Annotated in this window: 16 protein-coding genes; 6 read left to right on the top strand and 10 right to left on the bottom strand. The window is 63.0% G+C overall.

Translation table 11 applies throughout. The annotated features are described in order from the left end of the window. Window positions 1-16: 16 nt before the first annotated feature. The 3 genes from BWR18_RS06350 to prfA form a co-directional block, all read right to left on the bottom strand. Window positions 17-583, bottom strand: coding sequence for a DUF4167 domain-containing protein (locus BWR18_RS06350; protein WP_076630164.1), 567 nt, complete (start codon window positions 581-583; stop codon window positions 17-19). A 203-nt stretch (window positions 584-786) separates the two neighbouring features. Further along, entirely contained in the window at window positions 787-1,602 is an 816-nt protein-coding gene (gene prmC / locus BWR18_RS06345; RefSeq protein ID WP_076630163.1) for a peptide chain release factor N(5)-glutamine methyltransferase, read from the bottom strand. 17 nt (window positions 1,603-1,619) lie between these two features. After that, the gene (prfA, locus tag BWR18_RS06340; protein WP_076627198.1) at window positions 1,620-2,669 is read right to left on the bottom strand and encodes a peptide chain release factor 1; all 1,050 of its coding nucleotides are present in this window, start codon (window positions 2,667-2,669) and stop codon (window positions 1,620-1,622) included. A gap of 62 nt (window positions 2,670-2,731) precedes the next feature. Between prfA and BWR18_RS06335 the strand changes: the two genes are divergently transcribed. Beyond that, window positions 2,732-3,022 carry a hypothetical protein gene (locus BWR18_RS06335; protein ID WP_076627197.1) on the top strand — a complete coding sequence of 97 codons (291 nt, stop codon included), beginning with the start codon at window positions 2,732-2,734 and terminating at the stop codon, window positions 3,020-3,022. Here the strand turns inward: BWR18_RS06335 and BWR18_RS06330 are convergent. From BWR18_RS06330 to BWR18_RS06315, 4 genes are all read right to left on the bottom strand, one after another. Beyond that, complete coding sequence (locus BWR18_RS06330) at window positions 2,960-3,376, bottom strand: DUF1499 domain-containing protein (RefSeq protein WP_076627196.1); 417 nt, start codon at window positions 3,374-3,376, stop codon at window positions 2,960-2,962. The two genes, BWR18_RS06335 and BWR18_RS06330, sit on opposite strands and share 63 nt — an antisense overlap. Window positions 3,377-3,427: 51 nt before the next feature. Continuing rightward, complete coding sequence (gene speB / locus BWR18_RS06325; RefSeq protein ID WP_076627195.1) at window positions 3,428-4,375, bottom strand: agmatinase; 948 nt, start codon at window positions 4,373-4,375, stop codon at window positions 3,428-3,430. Next, window positions 4,365-5,333 (bottom strand): agmatinase, encoded by a 969-nt coding sequence (gene speB, locus BWR18_RS06320; RefSeq protein ID WP_076627194.1) that lies wholly within the window; start codon window positions 5,331-5,333, stop codon window positions 4,365-4,367. Before speB (BWR18_RS06320) ends, speB (BWR18_RS06325) begins: the two co-directional genes overlap by 11 nt. 67 nt (window positions 5,334-5,400) lie before the next feature. Then, a complete protein-coding gene (locus BWR18_RS06315; protein ID WP_076627193.1) occupies window positions 5,401-6,564 on the bottom strand; it encodes a M20 aminoacylase family protein in 1,164 nt (387 codons plus the stop codon). Between the two features lie 30 nt (window positions 6,565-6,594). Between BWR18_RS06315 and mazG the strand changes: the two genes are divergently transcribed. Beyond that, window positions 6,595-7,449, top strand: coding sequence for a nucleoside triphosphate pyrophosphohydrolase (mazG, locus tag BWR18_RS06310; protein WP_438873643.1), 855 nt, complete (start codon window positions 6,595-6,597; stop codon window positions 7,447-7,449). Here the strand turns inward: mazG and BWR18_RS06305 are convergent. Next, on the bottom strand, window positions 7,436-8,305 hold the full coding sequence (locus BWR18_RS06305) for a hypothetical protein (protein WP_076627191.1): 870 nt from the start codon (window positions 8,303-8,305) through the stop codon (window positions 7,436-7,438). The two genes, mazG and BWR18_RS06305, sit on opposite strands and share 14 nt — an antisense overlap. Window positions 8,306-8,425: 120 nt before the next feature. On the opposite strand from BWR18_RS06305, the gene BWR18_RS06300 reads away from it, so the two are divergent. Together BWR18_RS06300 and BWR18_RS06295 are read left to right on the top strand one after the other, a co-directional pair. Further along, window positions 8,426-9,367, top strand: coding sequence for a nucleoside hydrolase (locus BWR18_RS06300; RefSeq protein WP_076630162.1), 942 nt, complete (start codon window positions 8,426-8,428; stop codon window positions 9,365-9,367). Then, on the top strand, window positions 9,364-9,813 hold the full coding sequence (locus tag BWR18_RS06295) for a GNAT family N-acetyltransferase (RefSeq protein ID WP_076627190.1): 450 nt from the start codon (window positions 9,364-9,366) through the stop codon (window positions 9,811-9,813). Before BWR18_RS06300 ends, BWR18_RS06295 begins: the two co-directional genes overlap by 4 nt. 9 nt (window positions 9,814-9,822) lie before the next feature. Here the strand turns inward: BWR18_RS06295 and BWR18_RS06290 are convergent, their stop codons facing one another. Next, the gene (locus tag BWR18_RS06290) at window positions 9,823-10,359 is read right to left on the bottom strand and encodes a CBS domain-containing protein (protein WP_076627189.1); all 537 of its coding nucleotides are present in this window, start codon (window positions 10,357-10,359) and stop codon (window positions 9,823-9,825) included. A gap of 102 nt (window positions 10,360-10,461) precedes the next feature. Here BWR18_RS06290 and BWR18_RS06285 point away from each other — a divergent pair, with 102 nt between their 5' ends. Next, on the top strand, window positions 10,462-11,859 hold the full coding sequence (locus BWR18_RS06285; RefSeq protein WP_076627188.1) for a protein adenylyltransferase SelO: 1,398 nt from the start codon (window positions 10,462-10,464) through the stop codon (window positions 11,857-11,859). 21 nt (window positions 11,860-11,880) lie between these two features. Here BWR18_RS06285 and BWR18_RS06280 read toward each other — a convergent pair whose 3' ends face one another. Next, window positions 11,881-12,756, bottom strand: a complete 876-nt coding sequence (locus BWR18_RS06280; protein WP_076627187.1) for a DMT family transporter — start codon at window positions 12,754-12,756, stop codon at window positions 11,881-11,883. A gap of 122 nt (window positions 12,757-12,878) precedes the next feature. Between BWR18_RS06280 and BWR18_RS06275 the strand changes: the two genes are divergently transcribed. After that, window positions 12,879-13,688 carry a DUF533 domain-containing protein gene (locus tag BWR18_RS06275; RefSeq protein WP_076627186.1) on the top strand — a complete coding sequence of 270 codons (810 nt, stop codon included), beginning with the start codon at window positions 12,879-12,881 and terminating at the stop codon, window positions 13,686-13,688. The last annotated feature ends 13 nt before the right edge of the window (window positions 13,689-13,701 follow it).

The raw sequence follows: 13,701 nt of genomic DNA, 5'->3' as shown, positions 1-13,701 counted from the left end.
CGTTCAGAATAAGTGCTTACTCAGCAGCTTCCGGCGCGGGTCCGTCCGCGTCAGATTGCGGCTGCGCATCGGCCTGCTCTGCTGCAGGCTCGGCCTTGGGCTTGCGGGACCGGCTGCGGGTCGATTTCGGCTTGGGCTTGGGTTGGCTTTCCGGCGTTTCCACCAGGCCGCTGTCACCCTCGCTGTCGACCACATCCGGTTGCGGCGCCTCGGCCGGATCGGCGCTGGTGTTGGCATCCTGCTCCTGACGGGCGGCACGCTCGCGGTCGCGCTCGGCCTGGCGCTCGCGGTTCTGGCGCTCCTGCTCTTCCCGGCGGGAATCAATCTCGCGCTGTGCTTCGGCCAGCATGCGCAGGTAATGCTCTGCGTGCTGCTGAAAGTTCTCGGTCGCGACCCGGTCGCCGGACAATTGCGAGTCGCGAGCCAGTTGGTTGTACTTGTCGATAATCTGCTGCGGCGTGCCGCGCACCTTGCCCTCGGGGCCGGAACTATCGAACACGCGGTTGACGACGTTACCGCCGCCACCACCCGAATTGCGGTTGCGGTTGCTCTTGGACCGGGACCGTGATCTCGAAGACTTCATGGATGTGTTCAGCTCTCTGGCATAATACTTTTGGATCGCCTGTGCCGCATCATCGTGGTTGCGTGTCACAGTCTCTTGGCGATCTTGTGGATGGGACGCTGCTGCACCACCGAAGCTGCGCGATCTACGTCTGGAACCGAATATGCACGCTCAGGCCCGGACGACAAGGGTTAAAGGGGCAATTTAGACACTTTTTGACCCGGTCACGCCGGATTCCGCGCAAGAAGGACACGGTCGCGTCCATCAAGATCTGGCAGAACGTCTATGATGCCCCACCCCCCGTTCTCGAAAATGGTGCGCACGTCGGCGCCCTGCTGCCATCCGATCTCGCACAGGACCCGGCCTTGCGCAGTCAGATAGCTGCCCGCCTGATCGGCAATGGTGCGATAGGCGGTCAAGCCATCGCCCTCGTCCGTCAGGGCCATGCGGGGTTCGTGGTCGCGCAATTCCGGGTCGACCTCTTCCATTTCAAAGGCCGACAGATAGGGCGGGTTCGCCACGATCAGGTCGAACCGGCCCTCGACCGGATCGAACCAATCCCCCTGCCGGATCGCGGCCCGCGCGGTCACACCATGCAGCACCGCATTGGCCGAGGCTTGCAAACAGGCCGCCTCCGACAGATCGACACCCACGCCATGCGCCTCGGTCCGCTCTGCGAGAAGGGTCACCAGCAAACACCCGGACCCGGTGCCCAGATCCAGAACGCGCGCAAAGTCTTCGCTCAGCGCCGCCTCGACCAGTGTTTCGGTTTCGGGCCGCGGGTCCAGCACGTCGGCGCTCACCTTGAAGGCACGCCCATAAAATTCGCGCTGCCCGATCAGGTGGCTTACGGGCACGCGCACGGCGCGCAGGGCGATCAGGTGGTCGTAGCGGTCGGCGATATCGGGTGCGATGTCTTCGGGCGCGATCAGTGTCACGCGTGCGGCATCCACCTGCGCCGCATGCGCCAGCAGGACGCGCGCGTCGCGGGCCGGGTCCGGCACACCGGCGGCCCGCAGCCGCGCGGTGGCGGCAACCATGGCTTCGGCAGCGGTGGTCACGTGCCCATCTCGGCCATCAGCCGGGCCTGTGCATCTGCAGTCAACGCGTCGATCACCTCGTCCAGATCGCCCTGCATCACCTGATCCAGCTTATAAAGCGTCAGGTTGATCCGGTGATCGGTCATGCGGCCCTGCGGGAAATTGTAGGTGCGGATCCGCTCTGACCGGTCGCCCGATCCCACCTGTGCGGCCCGATCGGCAGAGCGTTCACTGTCCACACGGCTACGTTCCAGATCGTATAGACGCGCGCGCAGCACCTGCATCGCAATCTCGCGGTTGCGGTGCTGCGACTTCTCGCTGCTGGTCACCACGATGCCGGTGGGCAGGTGGGTGATGCGCACGGCACTATCTGTTGTGTTGACATGCTGGCCGCCCGCACCGGACGCACGCATCGTGTCGATGCGGATGTCCTGTTGCGCTACGTCGATATCGACATCCTCCGCTTCGGGCAGCACGGCCACCGTCGCAGCAGAGGTGTGGATGCGCCCGCCGCTTTCGGTGGTGGGCACCCTCTGCACGCGGTGCACCCCGCTTTCGAACTTCATCCGGGCAAAGACATTTTCGCCGGTGATATGGGCAACCACTTCCTTGATCCCGCCCAGCTCGGTGGCTTGCTCTTCGACAATATCGAGCTTCCAGCCGCGCGCTTCGGCATAGCGGTGATACATCCGCAATAGATCACCGGCGAACAGCGCCGCCTCATCACCCCCGGTGCCCGGCCGGATCTCCAGCATCGCGGGCTTGGCATCCGCCGCATCCTTGGGCAACAGAGCGATCTGGAGCGCCGCCTCCGCTTCGGGCAGCGCGGCCTTGAGGCGCGGCAGCTCTTCTTCGGCCAGTTCCGCCATGTCCGGATCGGCCAGCATCACCTGAGCCTCCTCCATGTCGGCGACGATCTGCTGATAAGCGCTGATCTGGTCCACGACCGGTTTAAGGTCGGAATATTCCTTGGCCAAGGCCGCAATGTCACCCGACCCATCGGCCATGGCAGCCTCAAGATACTGAAAGCGTTGTGTGATCTGAACAAGGCGGTCTTCGGGGATCATAACGCCGGTTTGATCCAAGCCAGGGTATTGGTCAAGGGGCGGACTGTGCTATACTCGCCTGCATGATGCGCAAAACGTTGATATTCCTGTTGATGGCCAGCCCTGCACTGGCGGATGTGACATCACCCTCGGGCAAGACGGTCGAATGCTACTGCACGGACAAGACCGGCAGCCGCATTGAACTGGGCCAGACAATCTGCATGCAGGTGGATGGCCGCATGTTCATGGCACAGTGCCAGATGTCGCTGAACTCGCCAATGTGGCGCCAGGTCGAGGAAGGGTGCCTTAGCTCATCCCTCTCCGGCGGCGACCAGCAACCGCTCAAGTCGCTCGCGGTTGACGCCCAGATCTGACCGGCCAAAGCGCAGGCGGGCATGCATCCTCAGCAGACCGTCGGTGTATTCGACCGTGGTGTAGTCGGGAAATCCGATCCATTTGCTGCGCGTCTGATAGGTGATGCGCCCCTCCTCCACCGACCCGGCAATGGCCTGGGTGCGCGGAAGTTCGCGCGCGGCTGCATCCACCCGCGCGAGAGCACCGGCATCGGCCTCGATCACCCGGATGGCACCGCCCGCCATGTCCCGGCTCTCTGTCTCGGCAATCGGCACGTGCCATTGCGACGCATCCGTCGGTGAAAACCGAACGAAGGCCACCAATCCGATGGCCAAAACAACAACGGCAGCAGCTAGATACATCGCAATCTTCATCCTGCTCTCTTCACTTGGCCAATTAAACTCCCGCCGGAGGCCCGCACCGATTCAGCGATAGGCAACGCCCGGAAGGACGCATAACAGCTCATAGAGAATGTTCGCACCCGTCAGCGCCGTTGTCCCCGATGTATCGTATGGGGGCGAGACTTCAACCAGGTCGCAGCCCACAATGTTGAGACCACGCAGCGCGCGGATCAATTGCAGCGCCTGCGGCGTCGTCAGACCACCAATCTCCGGCGTGCCGGTGCCGGGGGCAAAGGCCGGATCAAGGCTGTCGATATCATAGCTCACATATGTTGGCGCATCGCCGATATCGCGCCTGATCTCCGCCCCGAGCTGGCTGAGGTCGCGCCCCCACAGTTCGGACGACAGGAAGTGCTGAAACCCCCAGCCCTGCGCATCCGTAAAGTCCTCAGCCGAATATCCCGTACCGCGCAGTCCGATCTGGTACACCTTCGACGGCTGGATCAGCCCCTCGTCATATGCGCGCCGAAAGACCGTGCCATGGGTTTCCTTTTCGCCAAACATCTCGTCATTGACGTCGGCATGGGCGTCCACATGAACCAGCGCGACGGGCCCGTGCCGCTTGGCCATGGCGCGCAGGATCGGCAGGGTGATGGAATGATCGCCTCCGATGGCCAAAGGGATCGCATCGAAGTCAAGGATCGCATCGTAACTCTCTGCAATAATGCGCAAACTGTCGGCGAGCGAGAACGTATTGATCGCCAGATCGCCAATGTCTGCAACCTGCAAGCTGTCGAACGGCGCCGCCCCAGTTTGCAAATTATAAGGCCGGATCATCGCGCTTTCGCTGCGCACTTGTTTTGGCCCGAACCGCGTGCCCGACCGCCAAGAGGTGCCGATGTCCATCGGCACTCCCAACACGGCAGCGTCCAGCTTGTGCAACTCGTCCGAAAACGGCAGGCGCATGAAGGTGTTGGGCCCCGAGAACCGGGCCAGATCATTGCCGCTGATCGGCTGGTTCCTAGGCGCCACCGCGCATCCTCCATCCCAGAAGCTGGCAGATTTCCGTGGCCACATGCGCGCCCGCAATTGCCGTTGCGCCGCTCGTGTCAAAAGGCGGCGACACCTCGACCACATCACCGCCCTGAATGTTGATCCCTGCAAGCCCCCGCAAGAGCGCCGCTGCCTGCGCGGAGCTTAAACCACCCCAGACCGGCGTACCGGTGCCAGGGGCAAAGGCAGGGTCGAGCCCATCAATGTCGAAACTCAAATAGACGGGCCGGTCGCCCACGATCTCGCGCGCTCGCGCAGCCGCAGCCTCCGGCCCGATCCGATGAAACTCCGGAGCGTCGATGATGTTGACGCCCAGCGTGTCCTCGTTCGTCGTGCGGATCCCGATCTGAACGGACGTCGTAGGGTCCACGATCCCCGACTTAACCGCCTTGTAAAACATGGTGCCATGATCAGCGCGGGCCATGTCGTCATCCGCCCAGGTGTCGGTATGCGCATCGACCTGGATCAGCGACATCGGCCCGTATTTCTCGGCATAGGCCTTGAGTGTCGGGAACGAAATGTAGTGATCCCCGCCCAGCACGACACTCGCGGCACCGGCGTTCAAGATGCCGCGAATATGGGTCGTCAGCGCATCCGGAAAAGACGGAATGTCGGCATAATCAAACGCCACATCACCATAATCCACAATCACCCGCTCGCTCAGCACATCAAAGGGCCAGCCATAGGGCGCATCCGGCGCTTGCAGGCTTGACGCCTCGCGAATCGCACGCGGCCCCAAACGCGTGCCGGGCCGGTTCGTCACCGCCTGATCGAACGGCACGCCCGTCACGGCAATATCCACGCCGGTAAGGTCCTTGGTGTACCGCCGCCTCAAAAACGAGGTCGCTCCACCAAAGGTCAATTCGAACGACGGCCCCCGCGGATCCTCGCGGGTAAACGCATGGTCCATCTGCGTTTTTGCATCTTCAAGCGCCATGCTGCTCTTTCATATTGCGAGGTAAACTCCGGGGTGAGGTGCGCAAGCGCCGAAGGGGCAGCGCCCCTTACCGCACCGGCTGCGCCGTCTCGACCAGCCGGGCAAAGAAGGACGCGCCAATCGGCGCGATCTCATCGTTGAAATTGTATTTCGGGTGATGCACCCCCGCACCATCCCCCTGCCCCAACATGAGATACGCCCCCGGTCGCGCCTCCAGCATGTAGGAGAAATCCTCGGCACCCATAACCGGCTCCACATCCTGTTCGACACCGGCCTCGCCCGCAACCTCTGCCGCGACCCGGGCTGCGAAACCAGCCTTATCCGTATCGTTCACCGTGGGCGGATAACCGAATTCGAACGCCAACTTTGCCTCGCAGCCGTAGGCGGCGGCGGTCCCGGCCACGACCTCCTCCATCCGGCGCACGACCATCGCCTGTACATCCTTGGAAAAGGTGCGCACCGTGCCATTGATATAGGCGCTTTCCGGGATCACGTTGTCCGTCGTGCCGGTGTGAATCTGCGTGGTCGAGATCACCAGCTGGTCCAATGGCTTGTGATTGCGGCTCACTATGGTCTGAAACGCATTCACGATGGCGCAGGTCGCGACCACCGGATCCACGCAATCATGGGGCCGCGCCGCATGCCCGCCCTTGCCCGTAACGTGAATATGAAACGTATCCGCCGCCGCCATAATGGGCCCGCCGCGGGTGTGAAACTTGCCGAAATCCTTGCCCGGCGCGTTGTGGATGGCATAGACCTCGCCGATGCCGAACCGGTCCATGATGCCCTCCTGAACCATGACCTCGCCGCCGCCGCCGTCCTCCTCGGCCGGCTGAAAGATCAGCGCGACGCGGCCCGAGAAATTGCGCGTCTCCGCCAGGTACTTGGCCGCCCCGAGTAACATCGCCGTATGCCCGTCATGGCCGCAGGCGTGCATCTTGCCCGGATGGGTCGAGGCGTAGGCGACACCCGTCTCCTCCTCGATCGGCAGCGCATCGAAGTCCGCGCGCAAGCCAATGGTCGGCCCCTCGCCCTGCCCGTTGATGATGGCGACGATGCCGGTCTGTGCAATGCCGCCATGCACCTCGTCCACGCCAATCTCCGCCAACCGTTCCTGAATGAAGGCCGACGTTTTCGGACAGTCAAAGGCCAGTTCCGGGATCGAATGCAGATGCTGACGCCACGCGGCCATGTCAGGGGCAAGATCGCCGATGCGGTTGATGATGGGCATGGGTGGACTCCGGGCGCTGGGATACGTCACATGTCAGCAAACCTGAAACCGGCGGGGGCTGCAATGGGCGACGACCTGATCCATGACCAAAACGCAGGCATAGACCGCCTGCTGGAAATCATGCGCCGCCTGCGCGACCCCGATACGGGCTGCCCCTGGGACGTCGAACAAACGTTCCAGACCATCGCCCCCTACACGATCGAGGAGGCATACGAAGTCGCCGACGCCATCGAACGGCAGGACTGGGCCGAACTTGAGGGCGAATTGGGCGATCTGCTTCTGCAATCGGTCTACCACACCGCCATCGGGGAAGAGGCCGGGCATTTCAGCTTTCAATCGGTCGTCACCAACATCTCGAACAAGATGGTGGACCGGCACCCGCATGTCTTTGGCGACGCATCCCGCGACAAGAGCGCCGAACAACAGACCCGCGATTGGGAAGCGATCAAGGCGGCGGAGCGTGCAGGCAAGGCACAGAAGGGCGCGCTGGACGGCGTGGCCATGAACCTGCCTGCACTTCTGCGCGCTGTGAAGCTGCAAAAACGCGCCGCACGTGTGGGCTTTGACTGGCCCGAAACGGCGCAGGTGATCGACAAGATCACCGAAGAAGCCGCCGAACTTGTCGAGGCACGCGATACGATGGGGCACGACGAGATGGTGGACGAAATGGGCGATCTCCTCTTTGTCGTTGCCAACCTCGCCCGCCATCTGGGCGTCGAACCCGAGGAGGCGCTGCGGCGCACCAACGCCAAGTTCACCCGCCGGTTCAATGCGGTGGAACAGATGTTGGCCAAGAACGGCAAGCGGCCCGAGGACAGTACTTTGGAAGAGATGGACGCCCTGTGGGATGCGGTGAAGGCCCAGGAAAAAGCTAACCCAAAATGATGTTCGGCATCCATTCGATCTGCTTCAGGTCCGACGCGTAACGCGCTGCCAAATCCGCCTTTTCCGCATCGGAAAACTGCGCGACGCCGCGAAGTTCACGGTCGTCCGCATATGCATCAATCACCTGGGTCCACTCTGCACGCGAGAGTGTCTTTTCAGCGCGGTAATGCTCTTGCAAAACCATCAGGGCTGCGTCGGTGGCGCTTCGGTTCACGACGCGCACCGGCTCGACCAACCCATCTGCGGGCAGGTCCGGCACCAGTCTGCGCAACAGGTCCACATTGGTGCCACGGGATGCGTATGGAACCACGGTCATCACGTCCGGCCTCAGCGTCTCATACATACCTTTCACCAAATCCGGCCACCCCCGGTCGATGTTCAGATAGCTGTCACGGACCTCAGAAAAATCCGGCATCGCGTTGTCTTCGGCCCGTTTTCGAAAGGCCGACACGAACAGCTGGTCATAGGGCCTCACGACAAGCAGCAGATGCGCCACCGGTCCCGTCCACGCCGCGCGCAACGCGGCACAGCGGTCTTCGGCAAAGGGATAGAACTGCCCCTGCATAAAATTGAACATGCGTCCGGTGATGTTTTCCTCGGACAGGATGACGGGGCGCCCATCACGGTAGCCATCCAACGTATTTGACGCCTTTGCTGCGGCGGCATCCGCGTCAAACCGGGTGCCCGAAGGCAGCCTCAGCGCCAGCTCACCGGATGGAATCCCGTCACGTCCGGGATAGGCAGTTGTCCAACCCTTCTTGTGCAAGACCTGCCGGTTTTCGTGAAGGCACAACTGGAACGAAGACGTTCCCGTGCGATGTGCACCAGCGTGGATGTAGATCGGGGCATCAGCCATGGTTTTGGGCCTTAACGCAGCCTATCCGCCCCGTGCAAGGATTTGCGTATCTGCGCGCGCGGCTTCTGGACAAGGGGTGCCAAAGCGGCCACGGTGCGCCAAAACCGAAGCGGAGGCGGCATGGCAGCGCGCAAGATCATCATCGACACTGATCCCGGACAGGACGACGCCGTCGCGATCCTGCTGGCGCTGGCCAGTCCAGAGGATGTCGACGTGCTGGGCATCACCGCCGTTGCGGGAAACGTGCCGCTCGACCTGACCGCCAAAAATGCGCGCATTGTCTGTGAGTTGGCAGGCCAACCTGATATGCCCGTCTTTGCCGGATGTGACCGCCCGCTGGGCCGCGATCTGGTCACGGCAGAGCATGTGCACGGCAAGACCGGCCTTGACGGTCCCGACCTTCCGGACCCGACCATGCCGCTGCAAGACCAGCACGCCGTCGATTTCATAATCGACACGCTGCGCAGCCATGACCCCGGCACCGTCACGCTGTGCCCGCTCGGCCCGCTGACAAACATTGCGACGGCCTTCCAGAACGCCCCCGATATCGTGGACCGCGTGCAAGAGATCGTGCTGATGGGCGGCGCCTATTTCGAGGTGGGCAACATCACTCCAACGGCAGAGTTCAACATCTACGTCGATCCGGAAGCCGCTGATATCGTGTTCAAAAGCGGAGTTCCACTTGTGGTCATGCCGCTGGACGTCACGCACAAGGCGCTCGTCACAAAACCACGCAACGACGCGTTCCGCGCCCTTGGCACGCGAGCGGGCACCGCCGTGGCCGAAATGACGGATTTCTTCGAACGCTTCGACAAGGAGAAGTACGGCTCCGCCGGCGCGCCGCTGCACGACCCCTGCGTGACCGCCTACCTGATCCGGCCAGACCTCTTTTCAGGTCGGCACGTGAATGTGGCAATCGAAACGACCTCGGAGCTGACCATGGGCATGACCGTCGCTGACTGGTGGGGCGTCACAGACCGTCCCGCAAACGCGCTGTTCATCGGGGATCTCGACGCCGACGGCTTCTTCGACCTGCTCACAGAACGGCTGGCCCGCCTGTGAGCGCTGCCCTCACCCTTGCCACGCCCGAGCATTTCGAACGTCTCGACGCCCTTGTCGCGGCCTTTCATGCCGAGGAAGGAATCGCACTCCCCGACGAGGCACGCGCTGCCGGACTCAGACCGCTGCTCGACGGCATCCCGCACGGCGCCGCCTACCTTATCGGCCCGCCACGGGCGCCCATCGGCTACATCGTCGTCACCTTCGGCTGGTCCATAGAGTTTGGCGGCATGGACGGGTTCGTGGACGAACTGTTCATCCGCCCCGGCGTGCGCGGCCGCGGCATCGCGACCGAGGTTCTATTGGCCCTGCCCCGCGCCCTGGGCGAGGCTGGCGTCAAGGCGCTGCACCTTGAGGTCAGTCATGAAAACACCGTCGCACAGCGGCTTTACGCCCGCGCGGGGTTCAAGTTGCGCGACGGCTACGCGCTGATGACCCGGCACCTGTAACGCGCGCCGTTACAGCGACCGCACCACGATGATCATCAACAGCGTATACAGCGCAATGCCCCCGCCAATCAGCCACACCGCATAATTGCGGGCCAGCGACGCGCGCGCCAGTTGCGACGCCTGGTACACGAGGTCCGGCCACGTGTAGCTGACAAAGTCGCCTTGCGTGAACACCGCCTTGATCCGCCCGTCCTGATCGACCACGGGCAGGCGACGGAAACGATCATTCGACATGATCCGCAGCCAGTCGACCACATCATCCGTTTCGTGTGCCACACGCGGCTCATGCGTCATGATATCGGTCAGCTTGGTGGTCTTGGCATCCAAACCGGCATGCACCAGCTTGCGCATCACATCCCGCTCGGTCATCACGCCGACAACCTTGTCGTCCGGATCGACGATGATCACAGACCCGAAGTTCTTCTTGCACATGGCATCGACCGCGTCAGCGACAGATGCGTCAGGCGAAAAGGTCAACGGCTTGGGTTTATTTGCATATTCCGGTCTGTCGCGCAGTTGCATTCCGACCCGATTTGAGGTGGCCATCGCATATCTCCCGAATGAGTGTGGTGCGAGTAACCATAGCCCGCCTGCGCCAATCTCAACCTTTCCGTAGTATCTGGCCGCGCACCGACCTATATCCGGCGCATGAGCCTGCACATCCCCTTCGACAATACCTACGCCGCTTTGCCGGGCGCTTTTTACACCCGGCTGAACCCCACGCCCGTGGCCAAATCGGACCGGCTGGCGTGGAATACAGCATTGGCGCATGAGCTTGGGATCGAAGGCGCCGACGACACTGTCTTTGCGGGCACAACCGTGCCGGAGGGCGCGGCCCCTCTCGCCCAGCTTTACGCGGGCCACCAGTTCGGCAGCTACAACCCACAGCTTGGCGACGGGCGTGCCATCCTTCTGGGCGAGGTGATTGACCGGCATGGCCAGCGCCGCGACATCCAACTGAAGGGGTCCGGCCCCACGCCGTATTCCCGCATGGGCGACGGGCGCGCGTGGCTCGGGCCCGTTCTACGCGAATACGTGGTGAGCGAGGCGATGCACGCGCTTGGAATCCCGACCACACGCGCCCTTGCCGCCGTCGCCACGGGCGAGCCTGTCTACCGCGAACAAGGCGCACTGCCGGGTGCCGTGCTCACTCGGGTCGCGTCCAGCCACCTGCGCGTCGGCACCTTCCAGATTTTTGCCCATCGCGGGCATATCGACGAGCTACGAACGCTCACCGACTACGCCATCACGCGTCACCACCCCGACGTGGGCGGCCCAATGGGACTGCTCAAGGCGGTCTGCGCAGCCCAGTCTGAACTGGTCGCCGCATGGATGTCCGTAGGCTTTATCCACGGCGTGATGAACACCGACAATTGCACGATCTCGGGCGAAACCATCGACTACGGCCCTTGCGCCTTCATGGACGCCTATCACGAGGGGCGCGTGTTCTCCTCCATCGACCAGATGGGGCGCTATGCCTTTGGCAACCAGCCACGCATTGCCGTCTGGAACATGGCGCAGTTGGCCACGGCCCTCATCCAACTGTTCGAAGACAAGGAAAGGGCGGTCGAGGACGCAACCGCCATTGTCCACGCCATGCCCGGCCAGCTTCAGGCGGAATGGCTGAAACGCTTTGCCGCCAAGGTCGGATTGTCCGACCCGACACCAGAAGATCAGACACTGATCGAGGATCTGCTTGCACTCATGCAAACGGACGGGGCCGACTTCACCAACACCTTCGGCACGCTGCACACGGATCACGCGCGCGATCAGTTCACCGACCGCGACGCCTTTGACGCCTGGGCGAAACGGTGGAAAACGCGCGCACCTGACACCGATCTGATGCAACGCAGCAATCCGCAGATCATCCCACGCAACCACCGGATCGAAGCCATGATCGAGGCCGCTGTTGCGGGCGACATGGCCCCCTTCGAGCGGCTGATGGCCGCGCTCGCCACGCCATACGAACTGCCCGCGGGCTACGACGACCTGCGCCGCCCACCCACACAGGACGAAATCGTCCCGGCCACCTTCTGCGGGACCTAGCGGGCGGGGGACACCCCCGCCTTACTTGCGATTGATCAGCACCAGCCCCACGGCAACCAGCCCAAGCGCGAGCCAGATTGTGGCCGAGATGTCTTCGCCCAAAATCACCCAGCCCAGCACGACCGCAAAGACCGGTGACAAAAAGCTGAAGGAAGCAACACCCGAGGCCGGATAAATCTTCATCAGATAGAACCAGAACAGGAAGCCAAAGCTGGCGATGAACACGATCTGGTAGGCCAGACCGATGACGTGAATGACCTCAAGATTGCGCAGCAGCGGGCCAAAATATGGCGCCAGCAGGATCAGCACAGGGGCCGAGATCAGCAATTGCCAGAACAGTTGCTGCTCTGCCGGGATGCGCGACAGTGGCGTGACGCGCACGCACAGCGCAATGCCCGCCCAGCACAGCGCCGCCCCCAGCGCAAACAGGTCCCCCAACAGATTGCCCTGCGCGGCATCGCGGTCCAGCAGGGCCAGAACCACCCCGCCCATGGCAAAGCCAAGGCCGACCATCCGCACACCGGTCAGCCGCTCCCCCGGCAGCAGCACATGCGCGCCAAGGGCCAGCCACACCGGCATCGAATAGAACAGGATCGACGTGCGCGCGACACTGGTCAGGTCGAGGGCGAGGAACAGGCAAATGAATTCAACGGCAAAGAGCAGCCCTGCGATGATCCCGCCCACGCGCCCTTCGGCAGGCAGGCGCAGCGAAATGCCCCGCGCCCACATCCACAGCGCCAGCAAAACCAGCGCCCCCAGCGACCGAAGGCCCGCCATGAACACCGGTTGAAAGCCCACATTCGCCACCTTTATCACCACCTGATTGAACCCGAGGTTCAGCGAAAACAGCGTCAGCGCAACGGCACCGGTCAGGTCGATATGCGACTTGCGGGTCATCGGCGCAGAACGACCCCTTAGCCGGTCAATGTCAATTGTGCGCGAACATTCCCCACCGTTTGGCGCGCGATCTGTGCCAAGCTGACAGCCAACGAATCCCCGGGAGAGATGGAGGAGACACCATGAGCTTGATGAAAACACTGGCCAAAGTGGCCATCGGCGTGGCCGTGGCCAAGGGCGCCAGCGCGATGATGAAAAACCGCGGCGGGACCGCCACTGCCGGCGGCGGCCTGGGTGGTCTGCTCGGCGGCTTGTCCGGCGGTCAGGCGCAAGGCGGCGCAGGTCTGCAGGATATGCTGGGCGGTCTCATGGGCGGCGCCCAAGGCGGAGGCTCTGCCAGCCAGATGGGCGGGCTGGGCGGTCTGCTCGAAGGGTTGGGCGGCGCGGGCGGCTCAGGTCAGGGCTTGCAAGGGATGCTGGGCGGTCTGGCCGGTGGCGCAGGCGCCGCAGGCCTGTTGGGTGCCTTGGGTGGCGCCATGGGCGCACGTCCGGCTGATAACGGCGCCAGTTTCGGCCAGGTCCTGAACTCGAACTTCGATCAAACCCCCGAAGAGCCCATCGAACCCACCGCCGACCAAGAAGCCGCCGCAGCCCTGATGCTGCGCGCGATGATCCAGGCCGCCAAGTCAGACGGCCAACTGGATGATGCCGAACAGGAAAAGCTGATGGGCCAACTTGGCGGCGATATCGACGCGCAAGAGGCGGCCTTTCTCAAGACCGAGATGCAGCGCCCCGTGGACGCACAGGCGCTGGCCCACGACGTGCCGCAGGGAATGGGTCCACAGGTCTACGCCATGTCCGTCCTCGCCATCGACCTCGACAGCCAGGCCGAGGCGCAATACCTGCACAAGCTGGCCCACGCGCTGGACATGGATGCCGCCAACGTCAATGACATTCACGCGCAACTGGGCGTCCCGTTGCTCTACACCTGACCGGCGCGGGCCG

Source organism: Tateyamaria omphalii (assembly GCF_001969365.1).
In the GTDB taxonomy this organism is placed as follows: domain Bacteria; phylum Pseudomonadota; class Alphaproteobacteria; order Rhodobacterales; family Rhodobacteraceae; genus Tateyamaria; species Tateyamaria omphalii_A.
This window is presented reverse-complemented; position numbering and strand designations above follow the sequence as displayed.